Below are 22,608 nucleotides of genomic sequence, written 5' to 3'. Positions count from 1 at the left end.
GATCCTCCGACCCCGGCCTACCCCCGCTGACCTGCGGCGATATCGGGGCAGGACGAATGTTGACCGGCGGGAGGTCAGTTCGAGAAGCGGCGGATCAGGATGGCGAGGCGCCGCTCGTGGTCCGCGCGGCGCATGCGGCCGTTGCGCATGAGGGAGACCAGGCCGTGCAGCGCGCTCCAGAACGTCTCGGTGAGCGGCTCCAGCTCGTCCTCGCCGGCGAACGGCCGGACGGTCTCGCGCAGCTCGCCGAACGCCTCCTTCAGCGGGGCCGGGGCCTCGGGGGTCGCGAACGGCAGGTCGACGGCGAGGACGAACATCGCGTCGTAGAGGGCGGGCCTGCGGTCGGCGAACCCGGCGTAGGCGCGGGCGACGCCGGCGAGGGCCGCGGCGGGATCGGCGGCCGCCTCGCGGACCGCGCGCAGGTCGGCGGCCATCTCGGCGCACCCCTCGACCGCGACGGCCGCCATGATGGCGTCCTTGCCCTTGAAGTGGCTGTAGAGGACGGGCTGGCTGTACTCGATCTCGGCGGCGAGGCGCCGGGTGGTCACCGCGTCCCAGCCCTCGGCCTCGGCCAGTTCCCGGGCCGCCGTGACGATCAGCCTCTCCCGCTCCGCCCGCTCGCGCTCCCGGCGCGTCTGGATTGACATGACCGCGATTCTAGCAGCGCTAGCCAATCTGCCAACGCTTGTGCTAGCTTCGATCTCGTTCCTAGCACTGCTAGTACCTGGAGACACGCTGATGCTCGCCCCCATCGCCTACGGGCTCGCCACCGTCCTCGCCCTGTTCGTCACCTTCATCGGCGCGCGCTTCCTCTACGCGCCGCACGCCGCCGCAGCCGGATACGGCGTCCCCGCCGAGCCCGGTGCGGCCGACGCCTACCTGACGATCAAGGGGGTGCGCGACCTCACCTTCGGCGTCCTCGGCCTCGCCCTCATCGCCTTCGCCGGAGCCCACGCCGCCGGCTGGTACATGCTGGTCGTCGCGATCGCGCCCTTCGGCGACTGCGTGATCGTGCTGCGCAACGGCGGCACCAAGGCCGCCGCGTTCGGCATCCACTTCGCGACCGCCGTGATCGTCCTGGTCAGCGCCGCCCTGCTCTTCGCCCTCTGACTCGCTCCCGGGCAAGCCGGCGCGACCGCCGGCCACCGGCCGCCCCATCCGAACAAGGAGACACCATGTCGCTGATCTCGCCGGACTTCGACTCGTCCGTGCTCGTCCGCTCCGCCGAGGCCGAGGTCGTCGGACGGGCCCCCACCACCGTCCGGCTGCTGGCCGACAGCGGCTCGACCGGCGGCGCCCTCTCCACCCAGCGGGTCACGCTGACCGGCGGCGCGGACGGCGCCAGGCCGCACCGCCACGACGGCTCCGCCGAACTGTTCTCCATGCTGGACGGCACCGCGCAGCTGCTGTCCGGCGAGCAGGTCGTCACCGCCGGACGCGGCGACCTGGTCATCGTCCCGCCCGGCCTCCCGCACGCCTTCGCCGCCGCGCCCGGCGAGGACGCCGACATCCTCATCGTCATCACGCCGGGCGTCGAGCGGTTCGAGTACTTCCGGCACCTGGAGCGCATCGCCTACGGCAAGGTCCCGCCGGAGAGCCTCCTGGACGTCCAGGAGCTCTACGACACCAACTTCCTCGGCAGCGCCGCGTGGGACGCCGCCCGCGCGTGAACCGCCTCCGGACGCCGACGAGCCGACCGAGAACACCCGGTCGGCTCGTCACACTGGCGGGAGCGAGTCCGCCGTCACGATCCCCAGTCGGGGCGCAGCGGCATGTTGCTCGCGCCGTCGTCGTGCAGCTTGACGCCGAGCGTCTGGTGCAGCTGGATCCAGTTCTGGTTGAAGCCCAGCACGCAGCCCGCCATGTAGACGCGCCACACGCGGGCCGTGCCCTCGCCCACCTCGGCGACGGCCTCGTCCCAGTGCTCGTCCAGGTTGCGGCACCACGCGGTCAGCGTCCGGGCGTAGTGCTCGCGCAGGTTCTCCTGGTGCCGGATCTCGAAGCCCGCGTCGTTCATCTGCGACTGGACGTAGCCGGGGCCCTCCAGCTCACCGTCCGGGAACACGTACCGGTTGATGAACCCGTTCTCCTTGCGGGGCGGGGCCAGGTTGTCCGGACGCGTGATGGTGTGGTTCAGCATCCGGCCGCCCTTGCGCAGCTTCCCGTACAGGAACGAGAAGTAGGACGGCAGGTTCGCCTTGCCGATGTGCTCGGTGAGGCCGATGGAGCTGATCGCGTCGAAGCCGGTCTCCGTCACGTCCCGGTAGTCCAGGTGCCGGACCTCGGCGAGGTCGGACAGGCCCCGGTCGGCGATCGCCTTCTGCGCCCACTCCGCCTGCTGCTTGGACAGCGTGACGCCGAGCGCCTTGACCCCGTACTCCTTCGCGGCGTGCATCACCATGCCGCCCCAGCCGCAGCCCACGTCCAGCAGCCGCATCCCCGGCTTCAGGCCGATCTTCTTCGCGACCAGGTCGTGCTTGGTGAACTGGGCCTCCTCCAGCGTCGCGTCCGCGTGCGGGTAGCACGCGCACGTGTACGCCATGGAGGGGCCGAGCACCCACTCGTAGAAGGTGTTGGAGACGTCGTAGTGGTGCGAGATCGCCTTCGCGTCCCGCCTCTTGGAGTGCCGCAGCCACGACGGGATCCGGCTGAACGGCGCCTCCTGCGGCGGCGGGTCCAGCCGGCGCGAGACGGCGCCGCGCAGCAGCGGGTCGCCGAGGACGGAGCCGGCGATCCGCGCCTTGTCGCGCGGCGTCACCTCGCTCAGCACCTGCTGCATCGTCGTGAGCGCCTCGATCATGTCGCCGTCGACGTCGATCATCCCGGTGACGTAGGCGCGGGCGAGGCCCAGCGCGCCCGGTGAGCGCAGCAGGTACGACACCGCGTACGGCGAACGGACGTCGAACCGGATGTCGGCGCCGGGCACCCCCGCCCGCGATCCGTCGTACGCCGTGAACTCCACTGGCGCCTCAGCCCCGGCGAGCCGCTCGAAGACCCTGGCCAGCGTCATTGTGATCCCTCCTGTCTCTCCGCCCGGACCCGGCCTGCCGGCCGTCGGCCCCCTGGGCTCCCCCGATACGGCGGACGCATGTCAGCGTCCGCGCACGCACTTGTCGTAGAGGTCCAGCAGCCGCTCGCGGGAGTCGTAACGCCCCTTGAGCCGCCGGTAGGTCTCCCCGTCGTAGTACCGCCAGAACTCGTCGCGGCCGTAGAAGGCGGTCGAGTAGAGGGACTTGTGCCCGTCGAGAGCGGCGACCTTCCGCTCAATGAGCCGGTTGTGGTACTCGGGGATCTGGCCGGGCGGGATGCGGACCGTCCCCCAGAAGCCGACGTTCACGTACGGCCGGCCGACCTCCAGCGGGTACAGCGGCCACCGCTCCTTCGCGCGCAGCGGGCACAGCCACACCGGGCTCATGCCGACCTTGTCGTGGAAGAACTCCAGGAACTCGGGCAGCCGCTCCACCGGCACCTCGATGTCCTGGATGACGTCCTCGCGCGGGCGCAGCCCCCGCCAGCGCTCCGCGCGCGCGATGATGTGGTACCGGCGGTCGTAGGCGACCAGCTTGCGGTACACATCGGAGCGCTTGTACTTGTCGGGCCACAGCCGCCGGATCGTCGGGTTCTGCACGCCGAACGCGCCCGAGCACCAGAACCAGTCGGTGTCCCAGCGCCAGATGTAGTCGCGGACCGTCAGGAAGTCGACCGACCGCTCCTGGATGGACCGGTAGTAGATCTGCTGGCCGGTGTAGTCGGAGGTGTACGGCGCCGAGTCGGCGAAGAAGCCGAGCGTGATGTACTGCTCGCCCGGGCTGAAGTACGTCCCGTCCATGAAGTCGACGGACTCGCCCTCGTACGTCCCCGACTCGGTGATCTCGCCCATCGCCTTGGCGAGCCCGGCGGTGTCGGTGAACCGCAGGTGCCGGAGCCGGACGTACGGGCTGACCGGGCGCAGCTCGATCTTCAGCCGCAGCGTGTAGCCGAGCGTCCCGTAGGAGTTCGGGAACCCGAAGAACAGGTCGGAGTGCTCGTTGTCACGGGTCGCCGTGACGACCTCGCCGTCCCCGGTGAGGACCTCCATCTCCAGGACGCCCTCGTGCGGCAGCCCGTCGCGGAACGACGTCGACTCGATGCCGAGCCCCGTCACCGCGCCGCCCAGCGTGATGGTCTTCAGCTGCGGGACGACCGTCGGCATCAGCCCGTGCGGCAGCGTCGCGTCGACGAGGTCCTCGTAGGTCGTCATCCCCTGGACCTGCGCCGTGCGCTCGTCCGCGTCGACGCTCAGCACCTTGTCGAACCCGGACACGTCCAGGCCGGGCGCCGCCGAGGGGTCGCGCCACCGGAACAGGTTCGAGGTCCGCTTCGCCAGCCGTACCGGCGTGCCCTCCGGGATCGCCTCGTAGGACCTCTTGAGCGCGTCGACCGCCCGTTGGTGGTCGCCCTTGACCGCAAGCTCCGTCATCTAACCCCTCCCTGACCTAGTAAATCGATCATCCCATGCATCGTCCACATAATTCGGACGTTGCAGGTGTCACAGGTCGAGAGGGGAATAACCCCGTCGGCGTACACATCGGTCGTTTCGTCTCCTGGAGGCGACGGAAACCGCTAGAGGGCGGCCACGTCAACCTTTCCCCGGAGGTGCATGCCGACAAACCCCGGTCACTTCACCAGGCGCAGGATCCACGGGTAGCGGAACGTCTCGCCGGTCAGCGCGTACACGGCCGCGACCGCCGACAGCACCCACGCGACCGCGTACACGACCCCGCCGATCCCGAACGTGACGATCGTGAGCAGCAGCAGCGTCACCTGGAAGTTCACCGCCTCCGCCGCCTGCCGCCGGACGTACTCCGACCGCTTGCCGCTCGTGAGCATCAGCACGAGCGGGCCGACGAACAGCGTCGGCACCGCCACGGCGTGCGCCGCCGCCGCGAGCATCCGGTCCTCCCCGGTGAGGGCCTCGGCGACCGGCGCCGCCCGCACCGGCTCCAGGTCGCGGGTGACGGCCCCCAGCTGGCCGCGCGTCTTGGCCGTGATCGCCAACTGGACGCGCATGTCGAACTCGTCCTCGTCGACGCGTCCCTCGGCGTAGGCGTCCTGGAGCCGCTGGATGGCCGACTCGCGCTCGGCGTCCGAGGCCCGGAGATCTCCCACCGCGTAGCTGCTGTCCATGCCTCCCATGCTGCGCGCGGCGGCGCCCGCGGACCATCAGGGATGACCCTGAGCCGCCCCTGAATCGGCCATGGGCCGCCCGGTCTGGCCGTACTCCTTCCCCGGGACGAGCCGCCCGCCGTACAGCTCGGACACGGTCACGAACGCGTACCCCTGCGCGGCCAGCCGGTCGATGATGCGCGGGACGGCCTTCACCGTCGTCGGGTGGATGTCGTGCAGCAGCACCACGTAGCCGGGCTTGACCGCCTTCAGCACCCGCTTCTCGACGTAACGGCTGTCGCGGTGCGACCAGTCGAGCGGGTCGACCGTCCACAAAATCTGCGCGAGGCCCTGCTCCCGCGCGGCCTTCGTGAGCCGCTTGGACACCGACCCGTACGGCGGCCGCAGCAGCTTGGGCGTGACCCCGGACGCCCGCCGGACGGCCTCCTGCGTCCGCGTCAGCTCCGACACGACCTTCTCCCTGGAGGAGGTGCCGAGGTCGGCGTGCGTGTAGCTGTGGTCGCCGATCTCGTGCCCGGCCTCGTGCTCCCGGCGCACCAGCTCCGGGTGCTCGGCGACGTTCTCCCCCACGACGAAGAACGTCACCCGCACCTTGCGCGCGGCGAGGATCTCCAGCAGCTCCTCCGTGGAGGCGGCCGGCCCGTCGTCGAACGTCAGCGCCACGCACTTGACCCGCGCGCAGTCGGGGGGCGGCGGCGGTGGCTCGGGCGTCGGTTTCGGCGCGGCTTTCGGCGCGGGCTTCGGCTTCGCGGCCGGAGCCTCGCCGCGCGCGGAGGTCAGCCCGACCTCCGCCGGGCCACCGCCGAGCGAGCTGAGCCACCCGAAGACCGCCGCCGCGAGCACGCCCGCCGCCCCCCGCCGGACAAGCTCCAGCCCGCCCATCACCACCCCCGCTGCCGTTCCCCCAAGATCAGCCAGTCTAGGGCTCGGGCCCTTGCCCGCAGGGCATTCCGGCGCTGTGTCGGGAACCCGGGCACCCCGGACGTCGTTATCGTCGTACACCGCATCCGCGACCAGAGGACGGGGTGGACGATGAGGTTCCGGGACCGGTTCGGGATACGCAAGAACCGGGGGGCCACGGTGACACGGCTGGACCGGGAGGCGACCGACACCGACATCGAGGCGCTGATCGCGTTCGCGCGGTCCCGCCGCGGCGTCGAGTTCTTCGTCGAGCCGGAGACCTTCGCCACCGACACCACCGCCGTGGCGGTCGCCCACGACGGCGAGTGGACCCGCCGCCGCGTCGGCTCCCCCAAGGTCATCGGCAAGGTGGCCCGCGACCTGGGCCTGCCCGTCTACGACGTGCAGATCGTCGGCTACCCGCCCCGGATGCGCGCCTGGAACGCCCGCAACCCCGACCGCCGCATCGACCCCGGCACCCCCGGCGAAGCCGTGGCCCCCTGACCCCCGCGCCTCCCCCACCACCCCACGCCGCGACGCCACCCGGTCGTGACTCTTCATCCCTCGCTTCTCGCTCGTCGGCCCGCGGCATCGCGACGGCCGACCGTGACTCCGTGGCCTGCGCGTGTCGTTCGTTGGTCTTCGGCATGGCGTCAGCCGGCCTTTCTGTCGGCTCTGTCGTCTCTGTCGGCTCTGTCGGCTCTGTCGTCGTAGGCGGCGGCCAGCTGGGCGGGGGTCATGCGGAGCGCGAGCCGGGAGGGCGGGATGCCGGCGTTGATCACCTCGCGGAGGATGGCGGCCATCGAGTAGGCGGGGTCGGCGTCCAGGGCGCGCTGGAGGGCGACGTTGGCGAGGCCGCCGTCGCCCGCGGTGTAGGCGGCGAAGGCCAGGAGCGACGCGGGTGCGGGGGCGTACCGCTCCTCCACGCGGCGGAGGACGTCGCGCCAGAAGGCGATGTCGGCGGCTGGGGCGTCCTCGTCGATGCGGATCCATGCCTCGTCCCGGAAGCGCAGGTCGGTGAGCAGCAGGCCGAGCCAGGCGACCTCGTCGTCGGTGGGACCGGCGCGGCCGCGGTCGAGCAGGGCGCGCAGGCGGGCGAGGTCCTCCTCCAGGGAGGAGCCGCGCGCCCGGCGGCGTTCGGCCCTGGCGGTGGCGTCGCGCATGGCGGCGCGGGCCGGCCCGCCGAGGGGCTGGACGGAGCGGACGAGTTCGGCCCGGTCGGCCAGCGCGACGTGGCCGGCGTAGGTCGCCTGGGCGGCGAGGGCGCTGGCGGAGATGTCGTAGGGGGTGCCCTCGGGCGGGCAGCAGGTGTCGTCGCAGGTGAGCGACCACCAGCGGCCGGAGGCGACGCGGATCGCCTCGGCGACGGGGACCCCGGCCGAGGCGAGGGCCGCGCGCATCGGGGCGGCGGCCGCCTCGACCTCGGCGGCGGGGCCGTAGCCGAGCAGCAGGGAGCGGGCGTAGCCGTTGGCGGCGAGGACGTCGGCCGCGCGGCCGCCGTCGTCGGCCGGTAAGTCGAGCCGTACCGCGCAGATGCCGCGACCGCCCTCGAAACCGATCACGACGAGGCTGCGGGACGGGTGGAAGCCGAGCAGGTAGGGGACGGCGGCGATGGCGTCCTGGGCGCTGCGGATCACGAGAGGTGCCATGGCGTCGACGTTCGCAGCGGCCGGACGCGCCCGGCGGAGATTCCGGGGACTGTGGATAACCTCGGGGCGGGCGTGGGCGCCGGCCGGGGGCGGTAGCGTTGGGCGGCGTGCCCGCCCCTGATCTGCTGAACGCCAGCGATACCCAGATTCCGGACATGGCGACCCTGCTCGCCGCGGCCGTCGCGTCCATCGGGGGTGCCGAGCGCCCCGGCCAGGTGGAGATGGCGCGGGCGGTGGAGAAGGCGATCGACTCGGGCGAGCATCTCGCCGCGCAGGCGGGCACCGGCACCGGCAAGTCGCTCGCCTACCTCGTGCCCGCGATCCGGTACGCGGTGGAGAAGCAGACGACGGTGGTGGTGTCGACCGCGACGATCGCGCTCCAGCGGCAGCTCGTCGACCGCGACCTGCCCCGGCTGGCGGAGGCCCTCGGGCCCATGCTGGGGACGGAGCTGAAGTTCGCGATCCTGAAGGGGCGCCGCAACTACCTGTGCCTGCACCGGGTGCAGACGGGCGTGCCCGAGGAGGACGACGGGGCGGGCCTGTTCGACCCGCAGCAGCTCTCGACGCTGGGCCGCCAGGTCAAGCGGCTGAACGAGTGGGCGGACGAGACCGGCACCGGCGACCGGGACGAGCTGGTCCCGGGGGTGAGCGAGCAGGCGTGGCGGCAGGTGGCCGTCACGGCGAAGGAGTGCCTGGGCGCCCAGCGGTGCCCGCAGGGCACCGAGTGCTTCGCCGAGCTGGCCAGGGCGGAGGCCGGTGAGGCGCACATCGTGGTCACCAACCACGCGCTGCTGGCCATCGACGCCCTGGAGGAGTTCCAGGTCCTGCCCGAGCACGACGTCGTGGTGGTCGACGAGGCGCACGAGCTCGTCGACCGGGTCACGTCGGTCGCCACGGGAGACCTGAGCGGTGCCGGGGTCGAGACGGCCGCGCGGCGGTGCGGCCGGCTGATCGAGGAGGCCGTCGCCAACCGGCTGACAGAGGCGGCGAAGGGGCTCGGCGTCCTGCTGGAGGATCTGCCCCAGGGGCGCATGGACGTCCTGCCGAGCGCCCTGGGCAACACCCTCGCGGTTGTACGGGACGCCGCGCACGCCTGCGTCACGGCCCTCGGCCCCGACAAGAAGGAGTCGGATCCCGGTGACATGGCCGCGCGCAAGGCCGCGCGGTCGTCGCTGGAAGACCTGCACGACACGGCCGTGCGGATGCTGGAGGCGTTCCAGCCCGAGATGGCCGAGCGCTTCGACGTGGTGTGGGTGGAGAAGCCGTTCGTCCCGGACGGGCGGCCGAAGCGCCCGCCGGCGCTGCACGTCGCGCCGATCGGCGTCGGCGGCCTGCTGCGGACGACCCTGTTCGAGCGGCGCACCGCGATCCTGACGTCGGCGACGCTGACGCTCGGCGGGTCGTTCGAGCCGCTCGCCCGGCAGTGGGGCCTGCCTCCGCTGGACGAGCAGGCCCCCAGGGACGCCAAGACGGCCGCGGAGGGGCTCGCCCGGACCGCGACCGAGAAGGGCGAGCAGACCGAGGTCGTCTGGTCGGGGCTCGACGCGGGGTCGCCGTTCGACCATGGGAAGGCCGGCATCCTGTACGTCGCGCGGCACCTGCCGCAGCCAGGGCGGGACGGCCTCGCCGACGCCTACCTGACGGAGATCACCGAACTGATCGAGGCGGCGGGCGGGCGGACGCTGGGCCTGTTCTCCTCGATGCGGGCGGCGCGGCAGGCCGCCGACGAGCTGAAGGACCACCTGTCCCACCCCCTGCTGTGCCAGGGCGAGGACTCGACGTCCCTGCTGGTGAAGCGGTTCGCCGAGGACGAGCGCACGTGCCTGTTCGGCACGCTGTCCCTCTGGCAGGGCGTGGACGTCCCGGGCCCGTCGCTGCAGCTCGTCATCATGGACCGCATCCCGTTCCCGCGCCCGGACGACCCGGTGTCGTCGGCGCGGTCGCGGGCGGTCGCGGCGCGCGGCGGCAACGGGTTCATGGCGGTCGCCGCGACGCATGCCGCGCTGCTGCTGGCGCAGGGCGCGGGCCGGCTGCTGCGGTCGATGGACGACCGCGGCGTCGTCGCCGTCCTCGACCCGCGGCTGGCCACGGCCAGGTACGGCGGGTTCCTGAAGAACTCCCTGCCGCCGTTCTGGGCGACGACCGACCCGGACGTGGTCCGCGGCGCCCTGCGCCGCCTCGACGCGGCCGCCGCGGAGTGACCCGCCCGCGATGCCTCACGCGCGGGTGACGCGCGGGGGCACGCGCGCTGCGGCTCAGCGGCGGTAGCCGGCGAGGAAGTCGCCGATGCGGCCGACGGCGTCCTCCAGGTCGTCGGCGTACTGCAGGGTGACGACGCGGAAGTGGTCGGTGGACGGCCAGTTGAAGCCCGTCCCCTGCACGATGAGCAGCTTCTGCTGTTCGAGCAGGTCGAGGGCGAACTGCATGTCGTCCTCGATCGGGTACATCTCGGGGTCCAGGCGCGGGAAGACGTACAGGGCGCCCTGCGGCTTGACGCAGGACACGCCGGGCAGGTCGTTCAGCAGCTTCCAGGCGCGGTCGCGCTGCTCGCCGAGGCGCCCGGTCGGCAGGACGAGATCGTCGATGCTCTGGTAGCCGCCGAGCGCGGCCTGGATGGCGTGCTGGCCGGGGACGTTCGGGCACAGCCGCATGTTGGCGAGGATGTCGAGGCCCTCGATGTAGGACTCGGCGTGCTCCTTCGGCCCCGACAGCACCACCCAGCCGGACCGGAACCCGGCGACCCGGTAGTTCTTCGACAGCCCGCCGAAGGTGAGGCACAGCAGGTCGGGGGCGAGCGAGGCGATCGGGACGTGCTCGGCGTCGTCGTACAGGATCCGGTCGTAGATCTCGTCGGCGAAGATGAGCAGGTTGCGGCGGCGGGCGACCTCGACGATGCGGGAGAGCACCTCGCGCGAGTAGACGGCCCCGGTCGGGTTGTTGGGGTTGATGATGACGATCGCGCGGGTGCGGTCGCCGATCTTGGCCTCGATGTCGTCCAGGCTGGGCTGCCAGCCGTCGTCCTCGTCGCACAGGTAGTGGACGGGCGTGCCGCCGCAGAGGGAGACCGCGGCCGTCCACAGCGGGTAGTCCGGCGCGGGGATGAGGACCTCGTCGCCGTCGTTGAGCAGCGCCTGCAGGGTCATGACGATGAGCTCGGACACGCCGTTGCCGAGGTAGACGTCCTCGACGTCGATGCCGGCGACGCCGCTGTCCTCCAGGCGCTGCACGATGGCGCGGCGCGCGGGCAGGATGCCCTTGGAGTCGCTGTAGCCGTGCGCGTCCGGCAGGTTGCGGACCATGTCCTGGAGGAGCTCGGGCGGGGCCTCGAACCCGAACGGGGCCGGGTTGCCGATGTGCAGCTTGAGGATGTTGTTGCCCTCGGCCTCCAGCTGCTTCGCGCGCTTCAGCACGGGCCCGCGGATGTCGTAGCAGACGTTGGTGAGCTTCCCCGATTGGTTGACCTGCATGGACTTACCATAGCCGCGGCCCGCGCCCGCGATCCCCGTTCCCCCCGGCGTGGCGGGAGGAACGGGGGCGGGACGGGTCACGGCGCGGAGATCGCGGACAGGATCGCCAGCCGCGCCGCGCGCCGCGCGGGGCGGATCGCGGCGAGCGCCCCGGCGACCGCGCCGACGACGCCGACGAGCGCCAGCTGGACGGCGGGCGGGGCGAACGGGTTGCCGAGGGCGCTGCCGAGCCCCCAGCCGAGGAACAGCCCGAGCCCGATGCCGCCGGCGGTGCCGAACAGCGCGACGATCAGCGACTCCCACCGGACCATCGACCTGATCTGCGGCCGGGTCGCGCCGACCGCCCGGAGCAGCCCGAGTTCGCGGGTCCGTTCGTGGACGGCGAGCGACAGCGTGTTGGCGATGCCGAGCAGCGCGACGACGATGGCGAGGATCAGCATCCCGTAGACGACGGTGATGAACCCCTGCTGCTCCTCCGTCTGCGCGGCCACGAAGTCGTCCCGGGTCTGCACCTCTGGGGCGCCGTACGCGGCGCTCAGCCGGGTGAGGGCGCGGGTGGCGTCGGCCTCGGAAGCACCTGGCCGCAATTGGACGAACGCTCTGGTGTCCAAGGGCTGCCTGGTGTGGGCGTCCCATACGCTGCGCGGCACGAGGTAGTCACCGGTGAGATCGGTGTTCTCATAGACGGCGCCCACGGTGAGCCGCTGGGACGCACCGTCGGCGAACGTCACGCCCACCTGCGACCCGACGCGCCAGCCCTTGTCGTCGGCGACGCCCTTCGACACCGCGAACGTACCGGCGTCCTTGACGTCGCCCTGGGTGACGTCCAGGTCGAGGACGCGGCTGAGGGCGGACGGGTCGGCCACGCTGACCGTCGAGGGGTCGCCGTCCACCCGCATGCTGCCGGTCCCGGCCCCCGCGATCTCCTGGACCTCGGGCAGCCGCGCGGCGTCCCGCACGAGCCCGGTGCCGAACCCGCCGGTCTCGTTGTTGCCCGCGTTGATCACGAGCGATCCCTTGAACGACCCGGCGACGCTGTTCTCCAGGGACGCGCCCAGCGACCCGATGAACACGGTCATCAGCGAGACGACGCCGACGCCGATCATCAGCGCGGTCGCGGCGCCGGCGGTGCGGGCCGGGCTGCGGGACGCGTTGTCGCGGGCGAGCCGGCCCGGCACGCCGCGCAGCCGCGCCGCGGGGCCGCCGATGAGGGCCGCGACCGGGCGGGCGGCGACCGGCCCGAGCACGACCATCGCGGCGACGGTGACCACCGCGCCCGCGGCCGCCATCGCCATCTGCTCGGTGACCGCGCCGAACACGACGGTCCCCGCCGCGACGGCGCCGAAGACGCCGCCGATGACGATCCGGGCGTCGGACGGCCGGGACGCCTCGGCCGCGACCTCGCGCAGCGCCGCCAGCGGCGGCGTCCGGGACGCCTTCAGCGCCGGCCCGAGCGCCGCGACGAGGGTGACCGCGAGGCCGACCGGCACCGCGATGAGGACCGAGGTGGCGGCGACCGTGAGGCCCTCCATCGCGATCCCGATCCGGAACCGCGTGAACATCCACCGCAGCAGGGCCGCGAAGCCGAGCCCGCCGCTGAGCCCGGCGAGGGTGGCGGCGCCGCCGACCACGAGGGCCTCGAACCCGACGATCGCGACGACCTGCCGGCGGCCGGCGCCGAGGGCCCGCAACAGCGCCGACTCGCGGGTCCGCTGCGCCATCGTGATCGCGAAGGTGTTGTGGATGGAGAACGCGGCGACGAGCAGCGCGACCCCGCCGAACGCGGCCAGCACGATCCGGAACACGCGCAGGAAGCCGCTCTCGACGAGGCTCATGCCCTCCTCGACCTGCGCCTTGTTGGTGACCGCCTCCACCCCGGCGGGCAGGACCGGCCCGATGCGGGACGCCAGTTCCGCCTGGCTGACGACGTCCTCGGCGCGGACGGCGACGCCCCCGACGCGGTCGCTCCCCTTCGCGATGTGCTCGCGGGCGCCCTCCAAGGTGAACGCCGTGAACGACGTCTCGCCGAAGGCGTCCTCGTCACCGAACTTGCTGATGCCGACCACGGTCACCGGGACCTTCTGCGGTGTGAGCACCGCCGTGCGGTCCCCGACCTTGAGGCCTCCCTCGTCGGCGAACATCTTGTTGACGACGACCTCGTCCGGCGTGCGCGGAGCACGCCCGGACACCAGGTGGTACGGGTTGAGCTCAGGGTCGGTCAGCCAGTTTCCGGCCATCCGGGGGCCGCGCGACTGGATCGTGGTGCCGTCCTTGGCGAGCAGCTGGCCCGACCCCTGGATGGTGGGCTCGGCATTGGCGACGCCATCCACCTGGCGCACCCTGTCCACAACGGACGCGTCGATGTCCCCGCGCGCGCCCCATGGCGCGTCGCTCACCTTGGTCGCGTTGCGTACGGTCACGTCCGTGTTGCCGTACGCCTTGGAGAAGTAGCCGTCGATGCTCGCCGCGAGCGTGTCACCGAGGACGAGCGTCCCCGTCAGGAACGTCACGCCCAGGAAGACCGCCACCAGGGAGCCGACCAGCCGACGTTTGCGTCCCCACAACTCCTTGAAGACGAGCCCGATCATGAGTGGTCTCCCAGCCCTCGCATGCGGTCCAGCACCCGGTCGGGTGTGGGGGCGTCCATGACGTCGACGATGCGGCCGTCGGCGAGGAACACGACCGCGTCGGCGTGCCCCGCGGCGACCGGGTCGTGGGTGACCATCGCGACGGTCTGGCCGAGGTCGTCCACGGCGTTGCGGAGCAGCGCCAGCACCTCGGCGCCGGTGCGGGAGTCGAGGTTGCCGGTCGGCTCGTCCGCGAACACGATCTGCGGACGCGTGACGAGCGCGCGCGCCAGCGCGACGCGCTGCTGCTGCCCGCCCGACATCTCCGAAGGCCGGTGCGACAGCCGGTCCCCCAGCTTCAGGACGCGGACGACGGTGTCCAGCCACTCCGCGTCCGGGCGCGTCCCCGCCAGCGTGAGGGGGAGCACGATGTTGTCGCGCGCCGTGAGCGTCGGGATCAGGTTGAACGCCTGGAACACGAACCCGATGCGCTCGCGGCGGAGCCTGGTGAGCCGCCGGTCCGACAGCGCCCCCAGCTCCTGGCCGCCCACGTAGACCTTGCCGGACGTCGCGTCCTCCAGCCCGGCCACGCAGTGCATGAGCGTGGACTTGCCGGCGCCGGACGGGCCCATGATGGCGGTGAACCGCCCGTCCGGGAACTCGATGGTGACGTCGTCGAGCGCGCGCACCGCCATGTCACCGGACCCGTACACCTTCCCGAGGTGCTCCGTCCGGGCGCCGCCGCGCACTTCGCCGACCGTTCGTCTTGCCTCTGCTGCGTTTCCCATGCCGGGATCGTGGCGGTGCGCCATGCCGCCCGTCGTCGGGCGAGGAGAGGCACCCGCGCTGCTCCCCCGGACGCACGCGGCAGCCCCCGGCTACGTCCGCCGCGGTACGCCTCCGCCCCCGCGGCGGAGGCCGGTACCGCGCGAAGATCAATAAGACGCGATGTCCAATTGTGATGCGGGCAACATACATGCAGGCTTGCTTGCTTGTATCCGCGCTCGTACCGTCGAGCCATGTCAGTCAGCAGCCGCAGGCGGCACCGCCACGGCTCCTCCGGGCGCCGCACGCAGGAGGAACGCCGGTCGCGCACCCGGGCCAGGCTCCTGGAGGCGACCATGGAGTGCCTGGTCGACCTCGGCTGGTCCGGGACGTCCACCACGGAGGTGGCCCGCCGCGCGGGCGTCTCCCGCGGCGCGCAGCAGCACCACTACCCGACGAAGATGGTGCTCGTCGCCGCCGCGCTGGAGCACCTCCTGGAGGCGCAGCGCCTGGCGTACGAGACGGCGTTCGCGGTGCTGCCGGCCGACCGGCGCAACGTCTCGGGCGCCCTCGACCTGCTGTGGGAGGTGTTCCGGGGCCGTCCCGCCAAGGCCCTCATGGAGCTGGCCGTGGCGGCGCGCACCGACGACGAGCTGCGGCCGCTGTGCATCGACATGAACGAGCGGATCCTCCAGGTCATCCTGGAGACGTTCGAGCGGCTGTTCCCGCAGAACACGCTGACCCCCGACTTCGCCCCGACGATGCTGCGCGCCCTGTTCGCGATGTTCGTCGGGCTCTCCATCCAGAACGCGCTGGACGACGACGCCGAAGGCCACCAGGCCGCGGTGCTGCGCCAGGTCAAGGACGTCGCGCGGCTGATCGTCCCGCAGCAGGGCGCACCCTCGGGCGCGCCGATGCCCGACACCCCCGCCGAGGCGTCCGCCCCGGACGCGCCCCTGCCGGACGCGCCGACCGCGTCCGGGCACCGAACCGACTGACCCACCCCGACGACTCCGACCCCCGCAGCACCCCCCGTTCCACCCCAGCACCACCGCCGGCCCGCCATCGGTACGCGCCGGCCGCCTCACCCCGAGGGAGCGCCACATGCCGAAAGCCCCCACCGAACTCGCCGACGAGGTCCGCGAGCAGGTCAAGGACAAGAAGTCGTACCTCGGCGTCATCGACCGCCTGAACAAGGCGTCGGTGGACAAGCACTGGGAGGCCTACGCCGACATCCCCTGGGACGACCCCGAGTTCACCGTCGACAAGAACGATCCGCGCTGGATCCTGCCGCCGTTCGACCGGCTCGGCGAGACGGCCTGGTACCAGGCGCAGCCGCCGGAGATCCAGGCGCAGATCGGGCTGTGGCGCGTCGCCACCGCGATGAAGATCGGGCTCCAGTTCGAGAACCTGCTGAAGCGCGGGCTGCTCAACTACGCCTACCGGCTGCCGAACGGGCGGCCCGAGTTCCGGTACGTCTACCACGAGACGACCGAGGAATGTCACCACGGGATGATGTTCCAGGAGTTCGTGAACCGGACGAAGATGCCGATCCGCGGCATGCCGCGCTCGCTCAGCCTCATCGCGCAGGCCGCGCCGTGGATCCCGCTGGTCAGCACCGAGATGTTCTTCGTGTTCGTGCTCGGCGGCGAGGACCCGATCGACTACGTCCAGCGCAAGTCCCTCAAGGGCGGGCACATCAAGCACCCGCTCGAGGAGACCATCATGAAGATCCACATCGCGGAGGAGGCCCGGCACATCTCGTTCGCCCGGCACTACCTCAAGCACCGGGTGCCGAACATGCACCCGGTGCGCCGCCGGATCCTCGGGCTGGCCACCCCGGTCGTCCTCGGCGTGATGGCGCGGATCATGCTGTCCCCGCCCGGGCCGATGGTGCGGCACTTCAACATCCCGAAGGACGTCGTCCGCGCCGCCTACCGGAGCGAGGCGTCGCAGGCGGAGATCTCCAACTCGGTCGGCAAGATCCGCGACCTGATGGCCGAGCTGGGCGTCATCGACCCGGTGAACAGGCGGGTGTGGAAGGCGTTCGGGATCTGGGACGAGCCCGGCCGGCGCCGCGACGTCGACTCCGCCAAGGCCGCGTAGCGTGGCCGCGGTCCAGCGGGACCCCGCCGTGGTGACGCCGGCGGCGGGGCCGGACGGCCCGTACAAGGTCGTCATCGTCGGGACGGGCTTCTCCGGCCTCGGCATGGCGATCGGGCTGAAGAAGGCCGGCGTGCACGACTTCGTCATCCTGGAGAAGGCGGACGAGGTCGGCGGGACGTGGCGGGAGAACACCTACCCCGGCTGCGCCTGCGACATCATGTCGCTGCTGTACTCGTACTCCTTCGAGCCCAAGGCCGACTGGTCGCGGATGTTCCCCGAGCAGGCGGAACTGCTCCAGTACATCAAGGACATCGTCGCCAAGTACGAGCTGGCGCAGCACATCCGGTTCAACGCGGAGGCGACCGGGGCGGAGTACGACGACGCCACCGACACCTGGCGGGTGACCGTCAACGGCGAGGAGACCGTGCGGGGGCGGGCGCTGGTCGCGGGCATGGGCCCGCTGCACTACCCGAGCATCCCCGACCTGCCGGGGCTCGCCTCGTTCGAGGGGACGACGTTCCACTCCGCCCAGTGGGACCACTCCTACGACCTGGCCGGGAAGCGGGTCGCGGTGGTCGGGACCGGCGCGTCGGCGATCCAGTTCGTCCCGCAGATCGCGAAGCGGGTCCGGCACCTGACGGTGTTCCAGCGGACGCCGCCGTGGATCCTGCCGAAGCCCGACCGCCCGGTCACCGCCGTGGAGCGGGCGCTGTTCCGGCGCGTCCCGCTCGTCCAGCGCGGCTACCGCAACGGCATCTACCTGGTGCAGGAGAGCTTCGTCCTCGGGTTCAAGAACCCGCGGCTGCTCAAGGCGGCGAGCGCCCTCGCCCGGTGGCATCTCGCCCGGCAGGTCCCCGACCGGGACCTGCGCCGCAAGCTCACCCCCGACTACACGATGGGCTGCAAGCGGACGCTGGTGTCGAGCGACTACTACCCGGCGCTGATGCGGCCCAACGTGGAGCTGACCACCGAGGGCATCGCCGAGGTCCGCGAGCACTCGATCGTGACCCGCGACGGCCGGGAGCACGAGGTCGACGCGATCATCTTCGGCACCGGCTTCCACGTCACCGACGCGTTCGACGGCGCGCACATCGTCGGGCGCGGCGGGGTGAAGATCCAGGACGCCTGGAAGGACGGCATCGAGGCGCACCTCGGCGTCGCGGTCGCGGGCTTCCCGAACCTGTTCCTGCTGCTCGGACCCAACTCCGGGCTCGGCCACAACTCGATGATCTTCATCATCGAGGCGCAGGTCCGCTACGTCCTGCAGGCCCTGGCGATGCTGGACGCGGCGGGCGGCACGCGGATCTCGGTGAAGCCGTCCGTCCAGGACCGGTTCAACCGGTGGGTGCAGCGCAAGTCGGAGGGCGCCGTCTGGGTCGCCGGCGGCTGCGACAGCTGGTACCTCGACCGCGCCGGCGTCAACCGGGCCGCGTGGCCGGCGTCCACGCTGAACTTCTGGCTGCGGACCCGCCGGCTCGACCCGGGCGACTTCCAGATCGAGCGCGGCACCGGGCAACGGGACGAACCGGCCGCCCGCGCCGGGTGACCGCGGGTACCGGCGGGCCGCGCCCGCCCCTACAATCCCCCTAATTCAACATCGAATCCAATTAACCACCGCGGGCGGGGCACTCCCCCGAGGCCCGGCCCGCGGTCCATCGAGCGGAGCGCGCAATGAGCATCGCGATCGTGACCGGAGGCGCATCCGGCATCGGCCGTGCGATCGCCACGTCCCTGGTGGCGCGCGGCGACACCGTCGTCGTGAGCGACATCAACGCCGGCGGCGCGGCGGAGGTCGCCGACAAGCTGAACACCCTCGGCAAGGGCCGGGCGGTCTCCGCCGCCCTCGACGTCACCGACGCCGACGCCGTCGCCGACCTCTACAAGAGCGTCAAGGCCGAGCACGGCCGGCTCGACATCGTCTTCAACAACGCCGGCATCGCGGTCGGCGGCCTGGCCGAGGAGCTCACCCTCGACCACTGGAACCGGGCGATCGACATCAACCTCAAGGGCGTCGTCCACGGCGTCCACGCCGCCTACCCGATCATGCTGGAGCAGGGCCGCGGCCACATCGTGAACACCGCGTCGCTGGCGGGGCTCGTCCCGATGCCGATCGGCATCCCCTACACCGCGACCAAGCACGCCGTCGTCGGCCTCTCCCTCGGCCTGCGCGCCGAGGCGGCCGGACGCGGCGTCAAGGTCAGCGTCGTCTGCCCGTCGTTCGTCGACACCCCGCTGCTGCACAACGTCAACCCGGACCTGCCCGAGACGGCGCTCAGCGGCGACGCGACCGGTGACATCAAGAAGGCGTCCCCGCGCCTCTACACGGCGGAGAAGCTGGCCCGCGACATCATGCGCGGCGTCGCGAAGAACCAGGCGCTCATCGTCGCGCCCGCGCACGGCCGGCTCGCCTGGCGCGGCACCCGCATGAACCCGGGCGGCGCCGTCCGCGTCGCCCAGATCGCCGTCGACCGGATCCGCGCCGGGAAGTGACCCGGCGCGGCCGTCACCCGGGCGACCGGCGGATGATCAGCAGCGCGACATCGTCCTCGGCCCGCTCGCGGCCGATCAGCGCCGTCATGACGGCGGCGCCGACGGCCTCGGGCGGGCCCGCGGACACCGCGCGGCGCAGCCGCTCGATGCCGGTGTTCAGGGACGCGTCGCGCCGCTCGATCAGCCCGTCGGTGTAGAAGCACAGCAGCGCCCCCGGCGGGAGCTCCAGCGTCATGGTCTCGCGCGCCATGTCGTCCCCGAGGCCGATGAGGACGTCCGGCTTCGCCTCGACGGCCAGCGCGGGCTCGCCGGGCAGCGCGAGGATGGGCGGGAGGTGCCCGGCCGAGGACAGCCTGACCCGGCGCATGTCGGAGTCGAACACGGCGTACAGGACGGTCGCCGTCGCCTCCGGCTCGAAATGCGTCATCTTCCGGTCGAGCTTGCGCAGGACCTCGGCGGGATCGGTGCTGTCCAGCGCGTACGCCCGCAGCGCGCTGCGCATCCGTCCCATGACGACGGCGGCGCCGAGGCCGTGCCCCGCCACGTCCCCCATCACGATGCCGACCTCGCCGGACGGAAGGGTGAACACGTCGTACCAGTCCCCGCCGACACTGGCCTTCCCGGGCCGGTAGCGGGCGGTCAGCTCGGCGCCGGGGATGTCGGGGAGCCCGGCCGGGACGAGGCTGCGCTGCAGTTCCCGGGCGCCGGCGCTTTCGGCGCGGCTCGCCAGCGACTGCAGGGCCATCGCGACGCTCGAGGCCGCGAGCCGCAGCAGCTCGGACTCGTCGTCGGTGAAGCGGCGCGGAGCGAGCGTCCCGACGTGCAGGACGCCGACCAGCGCTCCGCCGCCGATGAGCGGCACGCCGAGCAGGGACCGCAGCCCCCGCTGCACCAGCAGCGGGTTGAAAAGGCCCGCGCTCGGCACGTCCGGGATGTAGATGGTCCGCCGCTCCGCGGCGACGCGCCCGGCGAACCCCTGCCCGACCGGGACGTGCGCCGCCTGGGTGACCTCCTCCTCTATCCCCCTCGCGGCCGTCGCCATGAGGTACCGGCCCTGCGGGTCGAGGAGCAGCACCACCGCGGTGTCGACGTCCAGGGCCCGGCACAGCCGGTCGAGCAGCGTGTCCAGGAACTCGTCCACGTCCATATGAGCGAACGCCTCATCGGTGATCAGTCTGATCCGCTCCAGCTCGCGGGCTGCCCGGTCTCCGGTACCCGCTGAGTTCTCCAACGTTCCACCCATATATTCGTTAGTTGATGTTCTGCAACTAATACCCGAGCCCTGCGCACAGATCCAGAGAGTGACGCAGATCACGGCGACCAGTCCAGCTCGGCGCCGCCATAGGCTGGACGCATGGAACGCATCCTGGTCAGCTCGTGCCTGGCGGGGCGGCACGTCAGGTACGACGGCGCGGCCAAGCCGGTCGAAGGCGACCTCTTCCACCGGTGGCGGACGGAAGGCCGTCTTGTCCCATTCTGCCCCGAAGTTTCGGGTGGCCTGGCCGTACCGCGCCCGGCGGCCGAGATCGTCGGTGGCGACGGAGCCGACGTCCTGGACGGCCGGGCCCGCATCCGCACCGGCGCCGGCGACGACGTGACCGAGGAGTTCCTCCGCGGCGCCCGCCTCGCCCTGGAGACGGCCCGCCGCTCCGGGGCCCGCATCGCCCTGCTCAAGGAGGGCAGCCCCTCCTGCGGCAGCCACCGGGTCTACGACGGCACCTTCACGGGCGCGCACCACCCCGGCACGGGCGTGACCACCGCCCTGCTCCAGCGCGCCGGCATCGAGGTCTTCAGCGAGGACGACCTGGAAGCCGTCCAGTCCCGCCTGGACGCCCTGGAAGCCTGACCCCCTCCTCTCAAGCCCGACTCCGGCGTCCGTCGCCCATCAGACACGAGCCTCGGCCCGCCCGAGCGCCCGCGCCGACGGGCATCGACCGATGACCGCCACAGGCGGCGGAATCGGCGACCTCGGCCGATGCCCCTCGTCTCCGGTCCGGTGGCTCATCGCCTCCCGAGCCGGTTCAGATGGCGATCACCGCTCCTTGACGGCCTCAAGGAAGGTCGCCCAACGGTCCGCATCGAGGACGAGCACGGCTCCGGCCGGTGCCTTGCTGTCCCTGACCCCGATGCCGCGCCGCAGGCGGGCGACCTCGACACAGTTGCTCGAACCGTTGCTCCGGGAGCTCTTGCGCCACGTGGCGCGATCCCGCGCCCCATGAACCCGATCCATTGATCCTCCCTGCTTGCCAGGCCCCTACCCTCATTACGCAGATCATCCGGACGTGCGGATTGAGGACACCCGAAACTGATCAGCGGCATGACCTCTGAACCATTCGCCAGGCGGCCGCCAGACATCCCCCGGCGCTCCTTTCTTCCGGCGATACCACCTGGCCGGCCAGGCCCCTGGCCCGGCCCGACCTCGAAGGGGATGGCATGAGCGACCGGTCGAGCGCTACACATCTCGTCGTAATCGGAACGGCGGCGGTGGTCAAGCAGCGGCAGTGGACCGCTTTGCGACTCATCGCCGAGCATGCTCCCGGGACAGCGCCCGCACCCGTGTCCGCCGATCTCGCCGCCGACCCACCGACGGTCGTGATGTCCCGCCTGCCAGGAGTACCGCTCTCGGAACCTGTGGGCGTGGAGCAGGCCGCCGCCGTCGCCCGCACCGTGGTTCAGGTCCAGAAGGCGGTGCCGCGGGCGATCCTGGCCGACCGGCTCACTCGAACGGCAGCACCGGTGTTCGGAACAGGAGACGGGAATGTGGCCGATTGGCTGTGGGACGGTTCTCAGGCCCGCCTGGTCGATTTCGAGTACTCCGGACTCAGTGACCGCGCTTACGAGCTCGCGGAGATGGTCGAGCACATCTCCGTACGGCAGCGGGACGGGACCGCTCTCGTTCGCGCTCTGGAGCAGGTCGCGTCCGCGGAGTCCGACGCTTCGAGACTCTTGGACTGCCGGCGTCTGCACGCGCTGTTCTGGCTGCTGCGGATACTCGGCAGCGGACAAGGTCGATCGCCGAGAGGATCGGTCGACCTGGCCGCCCAGGCGACGCGAGTCCTGAACCTGTTGGGATGAAACGAGAAAGGCCCCGCCGGTGACGGCGGGGCCTTCCTGCAATATAAGTCCGGCGGCGTCCTACTCTCCCACACAGTCTCCCATGCAGTACCATCGGCGCTGAAGGGCTTAACTTCCGGGTTCGGAATGGGACCGGGTGTTTCCCCTTCGCCAAAACCACCGAACGCCTCAACGCACCACCCGATACCGGGCGGGCAAATCAACGTCCGAGCGACTCAACTCGGTATTATATTATGCACTGCGATTCCCGGATTGTTTCCTGAGAACCACACAGGGACGCGAACAAACCCACAACAGCGACTCGCTTTGAACGTTCAGTGTGTTCAAGCCACTCGGCCTATTAGTACCGGTCGACTCCACACGTTACCGCGCTTCCATCTCCGGCCTATCAACCCGGTCGTCTACCGGGGGCCTTACACCCAC

At 71.7% G+C, this 22,608-nt stretch carries 21 protein-coding genes and 2 rRNA genes; 10 read left to right on the top strand and 13 right to left on the bottom strand.

Annotated features, from left to right (window positions below; all coding sequences use genetic code 11):
- Positions 1-74 precede the first annotated feature (74 nt).
- Positions 75-647: a TetR/AcrR family transcriptional regulator gene (locus tag CHF16_RS19345; RefSeq protein ID WP_089327480.1), complete on the bottom strand. Its 573-nt coding sequence runs from the start codon at positions 645-647 to the stop codon at positions 75-77.
- Positions 648-738: 91 nt separating this feature from the next.
- Here CHF16_RS19345 and CHF16_RS19340 point away from each other — a divergent pair, with 91 nt between their 5' ends.
- Together CHF16_RS19340 and CHF16_RS19335 are read left to right on the top strand one after the other, a co-directional pair.
- Complete coding sequence (locus tag CHF16_RS19340) at positions 739-1,110, top strand: DUF4267 domain-containing protein (RefSeq protein WP_089327479.1); 372 nt, start codon at positions 739-741, stop codon at positions 1,108-1,110.
- Between the two features lie 65 nt (positions 1,111-1,175).
- A complete protein-coding gene (locus CHF16_RS19335) occupies positions 1,176-1,670 on the top strand; it encodes a cupin domain-containing protein (protein ID WP_089327478.1) in 495 nt (164 codons plus the stop codon).
- Positions 1,671-1,744: 74 nt separating this feature from the next.
- On the opposite strand, the gene CHF16_RS19330 is transcribed toward CHF16_RS19335, so the two are convergent.
- The 4 genes from CHF16_RS19330 to CHF16_RS19315 all read right to left on the bottom strand — a co-directional run bounded on the left by CHF16_RS19330 (position 1,745) and on the right by CHF16_RS19315 (position 6,048).
- On the bottom strand, positions 1,745-3,010 hold the full coding sequence (locus CHF16_RS19330) for a class I SAM-dependent methyltransferase (protein WP_089327477.1): 1,266 nt from the start codon (positions 3,008-3,010) through the stop codon (positions 1,745-1,747).
- Between the two features lie 81 nt (positions 3,011-3,091).
- Positions 3,092-4,459: an FAD-binding oxidoreductase gene (locus tag CHF16_RS19325; RefSeq protein WP_089327476.1), complete on the bottom strand. Its 1,368-nt coding sequence runs from the start codon at positions 4,457-4,459 to the stop codon at positions 3,092-3,094.
- A gap of 197 nt (positions 4,460-4,656) precedes the next feature.
- Positions 4,657-5,166 (bottom strand): DUF1707 and DUF4870 domain-containing protein, encoded by a 510-nt coding sequence (locus CHF16_RS19320; protein WP_089327475.1) that lies wholly within the window; start codon positions 5,164-5,166, stop codon positions 4,657-4,659.
- Between the two features lie 36 nt (positions 5,167-5,202).
- Positions 5,203-6,048: a polysaccharide deacetylase family protein gene (locus CHF16_RS19315; RefSeq protein ID WP_089327474.1), complete on the bottom strand. Its 846-nt coding sequence runs from the start codon at positions 6,046-6,048 to the stop codon at positions 5,203-5,205.
- Between the two features lie 150 nt (positions 6,049-6,198).
- Here CHF16_RS19315 and CHF16_RS19310 point away from each other — a divergent pair, with 150 nt between their 5' ends.
- Entirely contained in the window at positions 6,199-6,570 is a 372-nt protein-coding gene (locus tag CHF16_RS19310; protein ID WP_089327473.1) for a hypothetical protein, read from the top strand.
- 149 nt (positions 6,571-6,719) lie between these two features.
- Here CHF16_RS19310 and CHF16_RS19305 read toward each other — a convergent pair whose 3' ends face one another.
- Positions 6,720-7,715 (bottom strand): DUF4192 domain-containing protein, encoded by a 996-nt coding sequence (locus CHF16_RS19305; protein ID WP_089327472.1) that lies wholly within the window; start codon positions 7,713-7,715, stop codon positions 6,720-6,722.
- Between the two features lie 155 nt (positions 7,716-7,870).
- Here CHF16_RS19305 and CHF16_RS19300 point away from each other — a divergent pair, with 155 nt between their 5' ends.
- Positions 7,871-9,916, top strand: coding sequence for an ATP-dependent DNA helicase (locus CHF16_RS19300; protein WP_179271603.1), 2,046 nt, complete (start codon positions 7,871-7,873; stop codon positions 9,914-9,916).
- A gap of 54 nt (positions 9,917-9,970) precedes the next feature.
- Here the strand turns inward: CHF16_RS19300 and CHF16_RS19295 are convergent, their stop codons facing one another.
- The 3 genes from CHF16_RS19295 to CHF16_RS19285 all read right to left on the bottom strand — a co-directional run bounded on the left by CHF16_RS19295 (position 9,971) and on the right by CHF16_RS19285 (position 14,537).
- A complete protein-coding gene (locus tag CHF16_RS19295) occupies positions 9,971-11,182 on the bottom strand; it encodes a pyridoxal phosphate-dependent aminotransferase (protein WP_089327471.1) in 1,212 nt (403 codons plus the stop codon).
- 77 nt (positions 11,183-11,259) lie between these two features.
- Complete coding sequence (locus CHF16_RS19290; protein ID WP_089327470.1) at positions 11,260-13,770, bottom strand: ABC transporter permease; 2,511 nt, start codon at positions 13,768-13,770, stop codon at positions 11,260-11,262.
- The gene (locus CHF16_RS19285) at positions 13,767-14,537 is read right to left on the bottom strand and encodes an ABC transporter ATP-binding protein (protein WP_089327572.1); all 771 of its coding nucleotides are present in this window, start codon (positions 14,535-14,537) and stop codon (positions 13,767-13,769) included. Before CHF16_RS19285 ends, CHF16_RS19290 begins: the two co-directional genes overlap by 4 nt.
- 231 nt (positions 14,538-14,768) lie before the next feature.
- Between CHF16_RS19285 and CHF16_RS19280 the strand changes: the two genes are divergently transcribed.
- From CHF16_RS19280 to CHF16_RS19265, 4 genes are all read left to right on the top strand, one after another.
- Positions 14,769-15,512 (top strand): TetR/AcrR family transcriptional regulator, encoded by a 744-nt coding sequence (locus CHF16_RS19280; RefSeq protein WP_245868826.1) that lies wholly within the window; start codon positions 14,769-14,771, stop codon positions 15,510-15,512.
- A gap of 106 nt (positions 15,513-15,618) precedes the next feature.
- A complete protein-coding gene (locus tag CHF16_RS19275) occupies positions 15,619-16,620 on the top strand; it encodes an AurF N-oxygenase family protein (RefSeq protein WP_089327468.1) in 1,002 nt (333 codons plus the stop codon).
- Between the two features lie 28 nt (positions 16,621-16,648).
- Positions 16,649-18,166, top strand: coding sequence for an NAD(P)-binding domain-containing protein (locus CHF16_RS19270; RefSeq protein ID WP_089327571.1), 1,518 nt, complete (start codon positions 16,649-16,651; stop codon positions 18,164-18,166).
- A 125-nt stretch (positions 18,167-18,291) separates the two neighbouring features.
- Positions 18,292-19,110, top strand: coding sequence for an SDR family NAD(P)-dependent oxidoreductase (locus CHF16_RS19265; RefSeq protein ID WP_089327467.1), 819 nt, complete (start codon positions 18,292-18,294; stop codon positions 19,108-19,110).
- 13 nt (positions 19,111-19,123) lie between these two features.
- On the opposite strand, the gene CHF16_RS19260 is transcribed toward CHF16_RS19265, so the two are convergent.
- Positions 19,124-20,341: a PP2C family protein-serine/threonine phosphatase gene (locus CHF16_RS19260; protein WP_218826735.1), complete on the bottom strand. Its 1,218-nt coding sequence runs from the start codon at positions 20,339-20,341 to the stop codon at positions 19,124-19,126.
- A 123-nt stretch (positions 20,342-20,464) separates the two neighbouring features.
- On the opposite strand from CHF16_RS19260, the gene CHF16_RS19255 reads away from it, so the two are divergent.
- On the top strand, positions 20,465-20,956 hold the full coding sequence (locus CHF16_RS19255) for a 2-thiouracil desulfurase family protein (protein WP_089327465.1): 492 nt from the start codon (positions 20,465-20,467) through the stop codon (positions 20,954-20,956).
- A 186-nt stretch (positions 20,957-21,142) separates the two neighbouring features.
- Here the strand turns inward: CHF16_RS19255 and CHF16_RS19250 are convergent, their stop codons facing one another.
- Positions 21,143-21,340, bottom strand: a complete 198-nt coding sequence (locus CHF16_RS19250) for a DUF397 domain-containing protein (protein ID WP_089327464.1) — start codon at positions 21,338-21,340, stop codon at positions 21,143-21,145.
- 203 nt (positions 21,341-21,543) lie between these two features.
- Here CHF16_RS19250 and CHF16_RS19245 point away from each other — a divergent pair, with 203 nt between their 5' ends.
- The gene (locus CHF16_RS19245; RefSeq protein ID WP_089327463.1) at positions 21,544-22,185 is read left to right on the top strand and encodes a phosphotransferase; all 642 of its coding nucleotides are present in this window, start codon (positions 21,544-21,546) and stop codon (positions 22,183-22,185) included.
- 47 nt (positions 22,186-22,232) lie between these two features.
- Here the strand turns inward: CHF16_RS19245 and rrf are convergent.
- Both rrf and CHF16_RS19235 read right to left on the bottom strand, forming a co-directional pair.
- Positions 22,233-22,349, bottom strand: a 5S ribosomal RNA gene (rrf, locus tag CHF16_RS19240).
- 155 nt (positions 22,350-22,504) lie between these two features.
- Positions 22,505-22,608: ribosomal RNA gene (locus CHF16_RS19235) — 23S ribosomal RNA — on the bottom strand; the annotation flags it as partial.

It is taken from the genome of Actinomadura meyerae (assembly GCF_900188445.1).
GTDB classification, from domain to species: Bacteria; Actinomycetota; Actinomycetes; order Streptosporangiales; family Streptosporangiaceae; genus Spirillospora; species Spirillospora meyerae.
The sequence above is the reverse complement of the archived record's forward strand: the minus strand, read 5'-3'. Positions and strand labels throughout refer to the sequence as shown.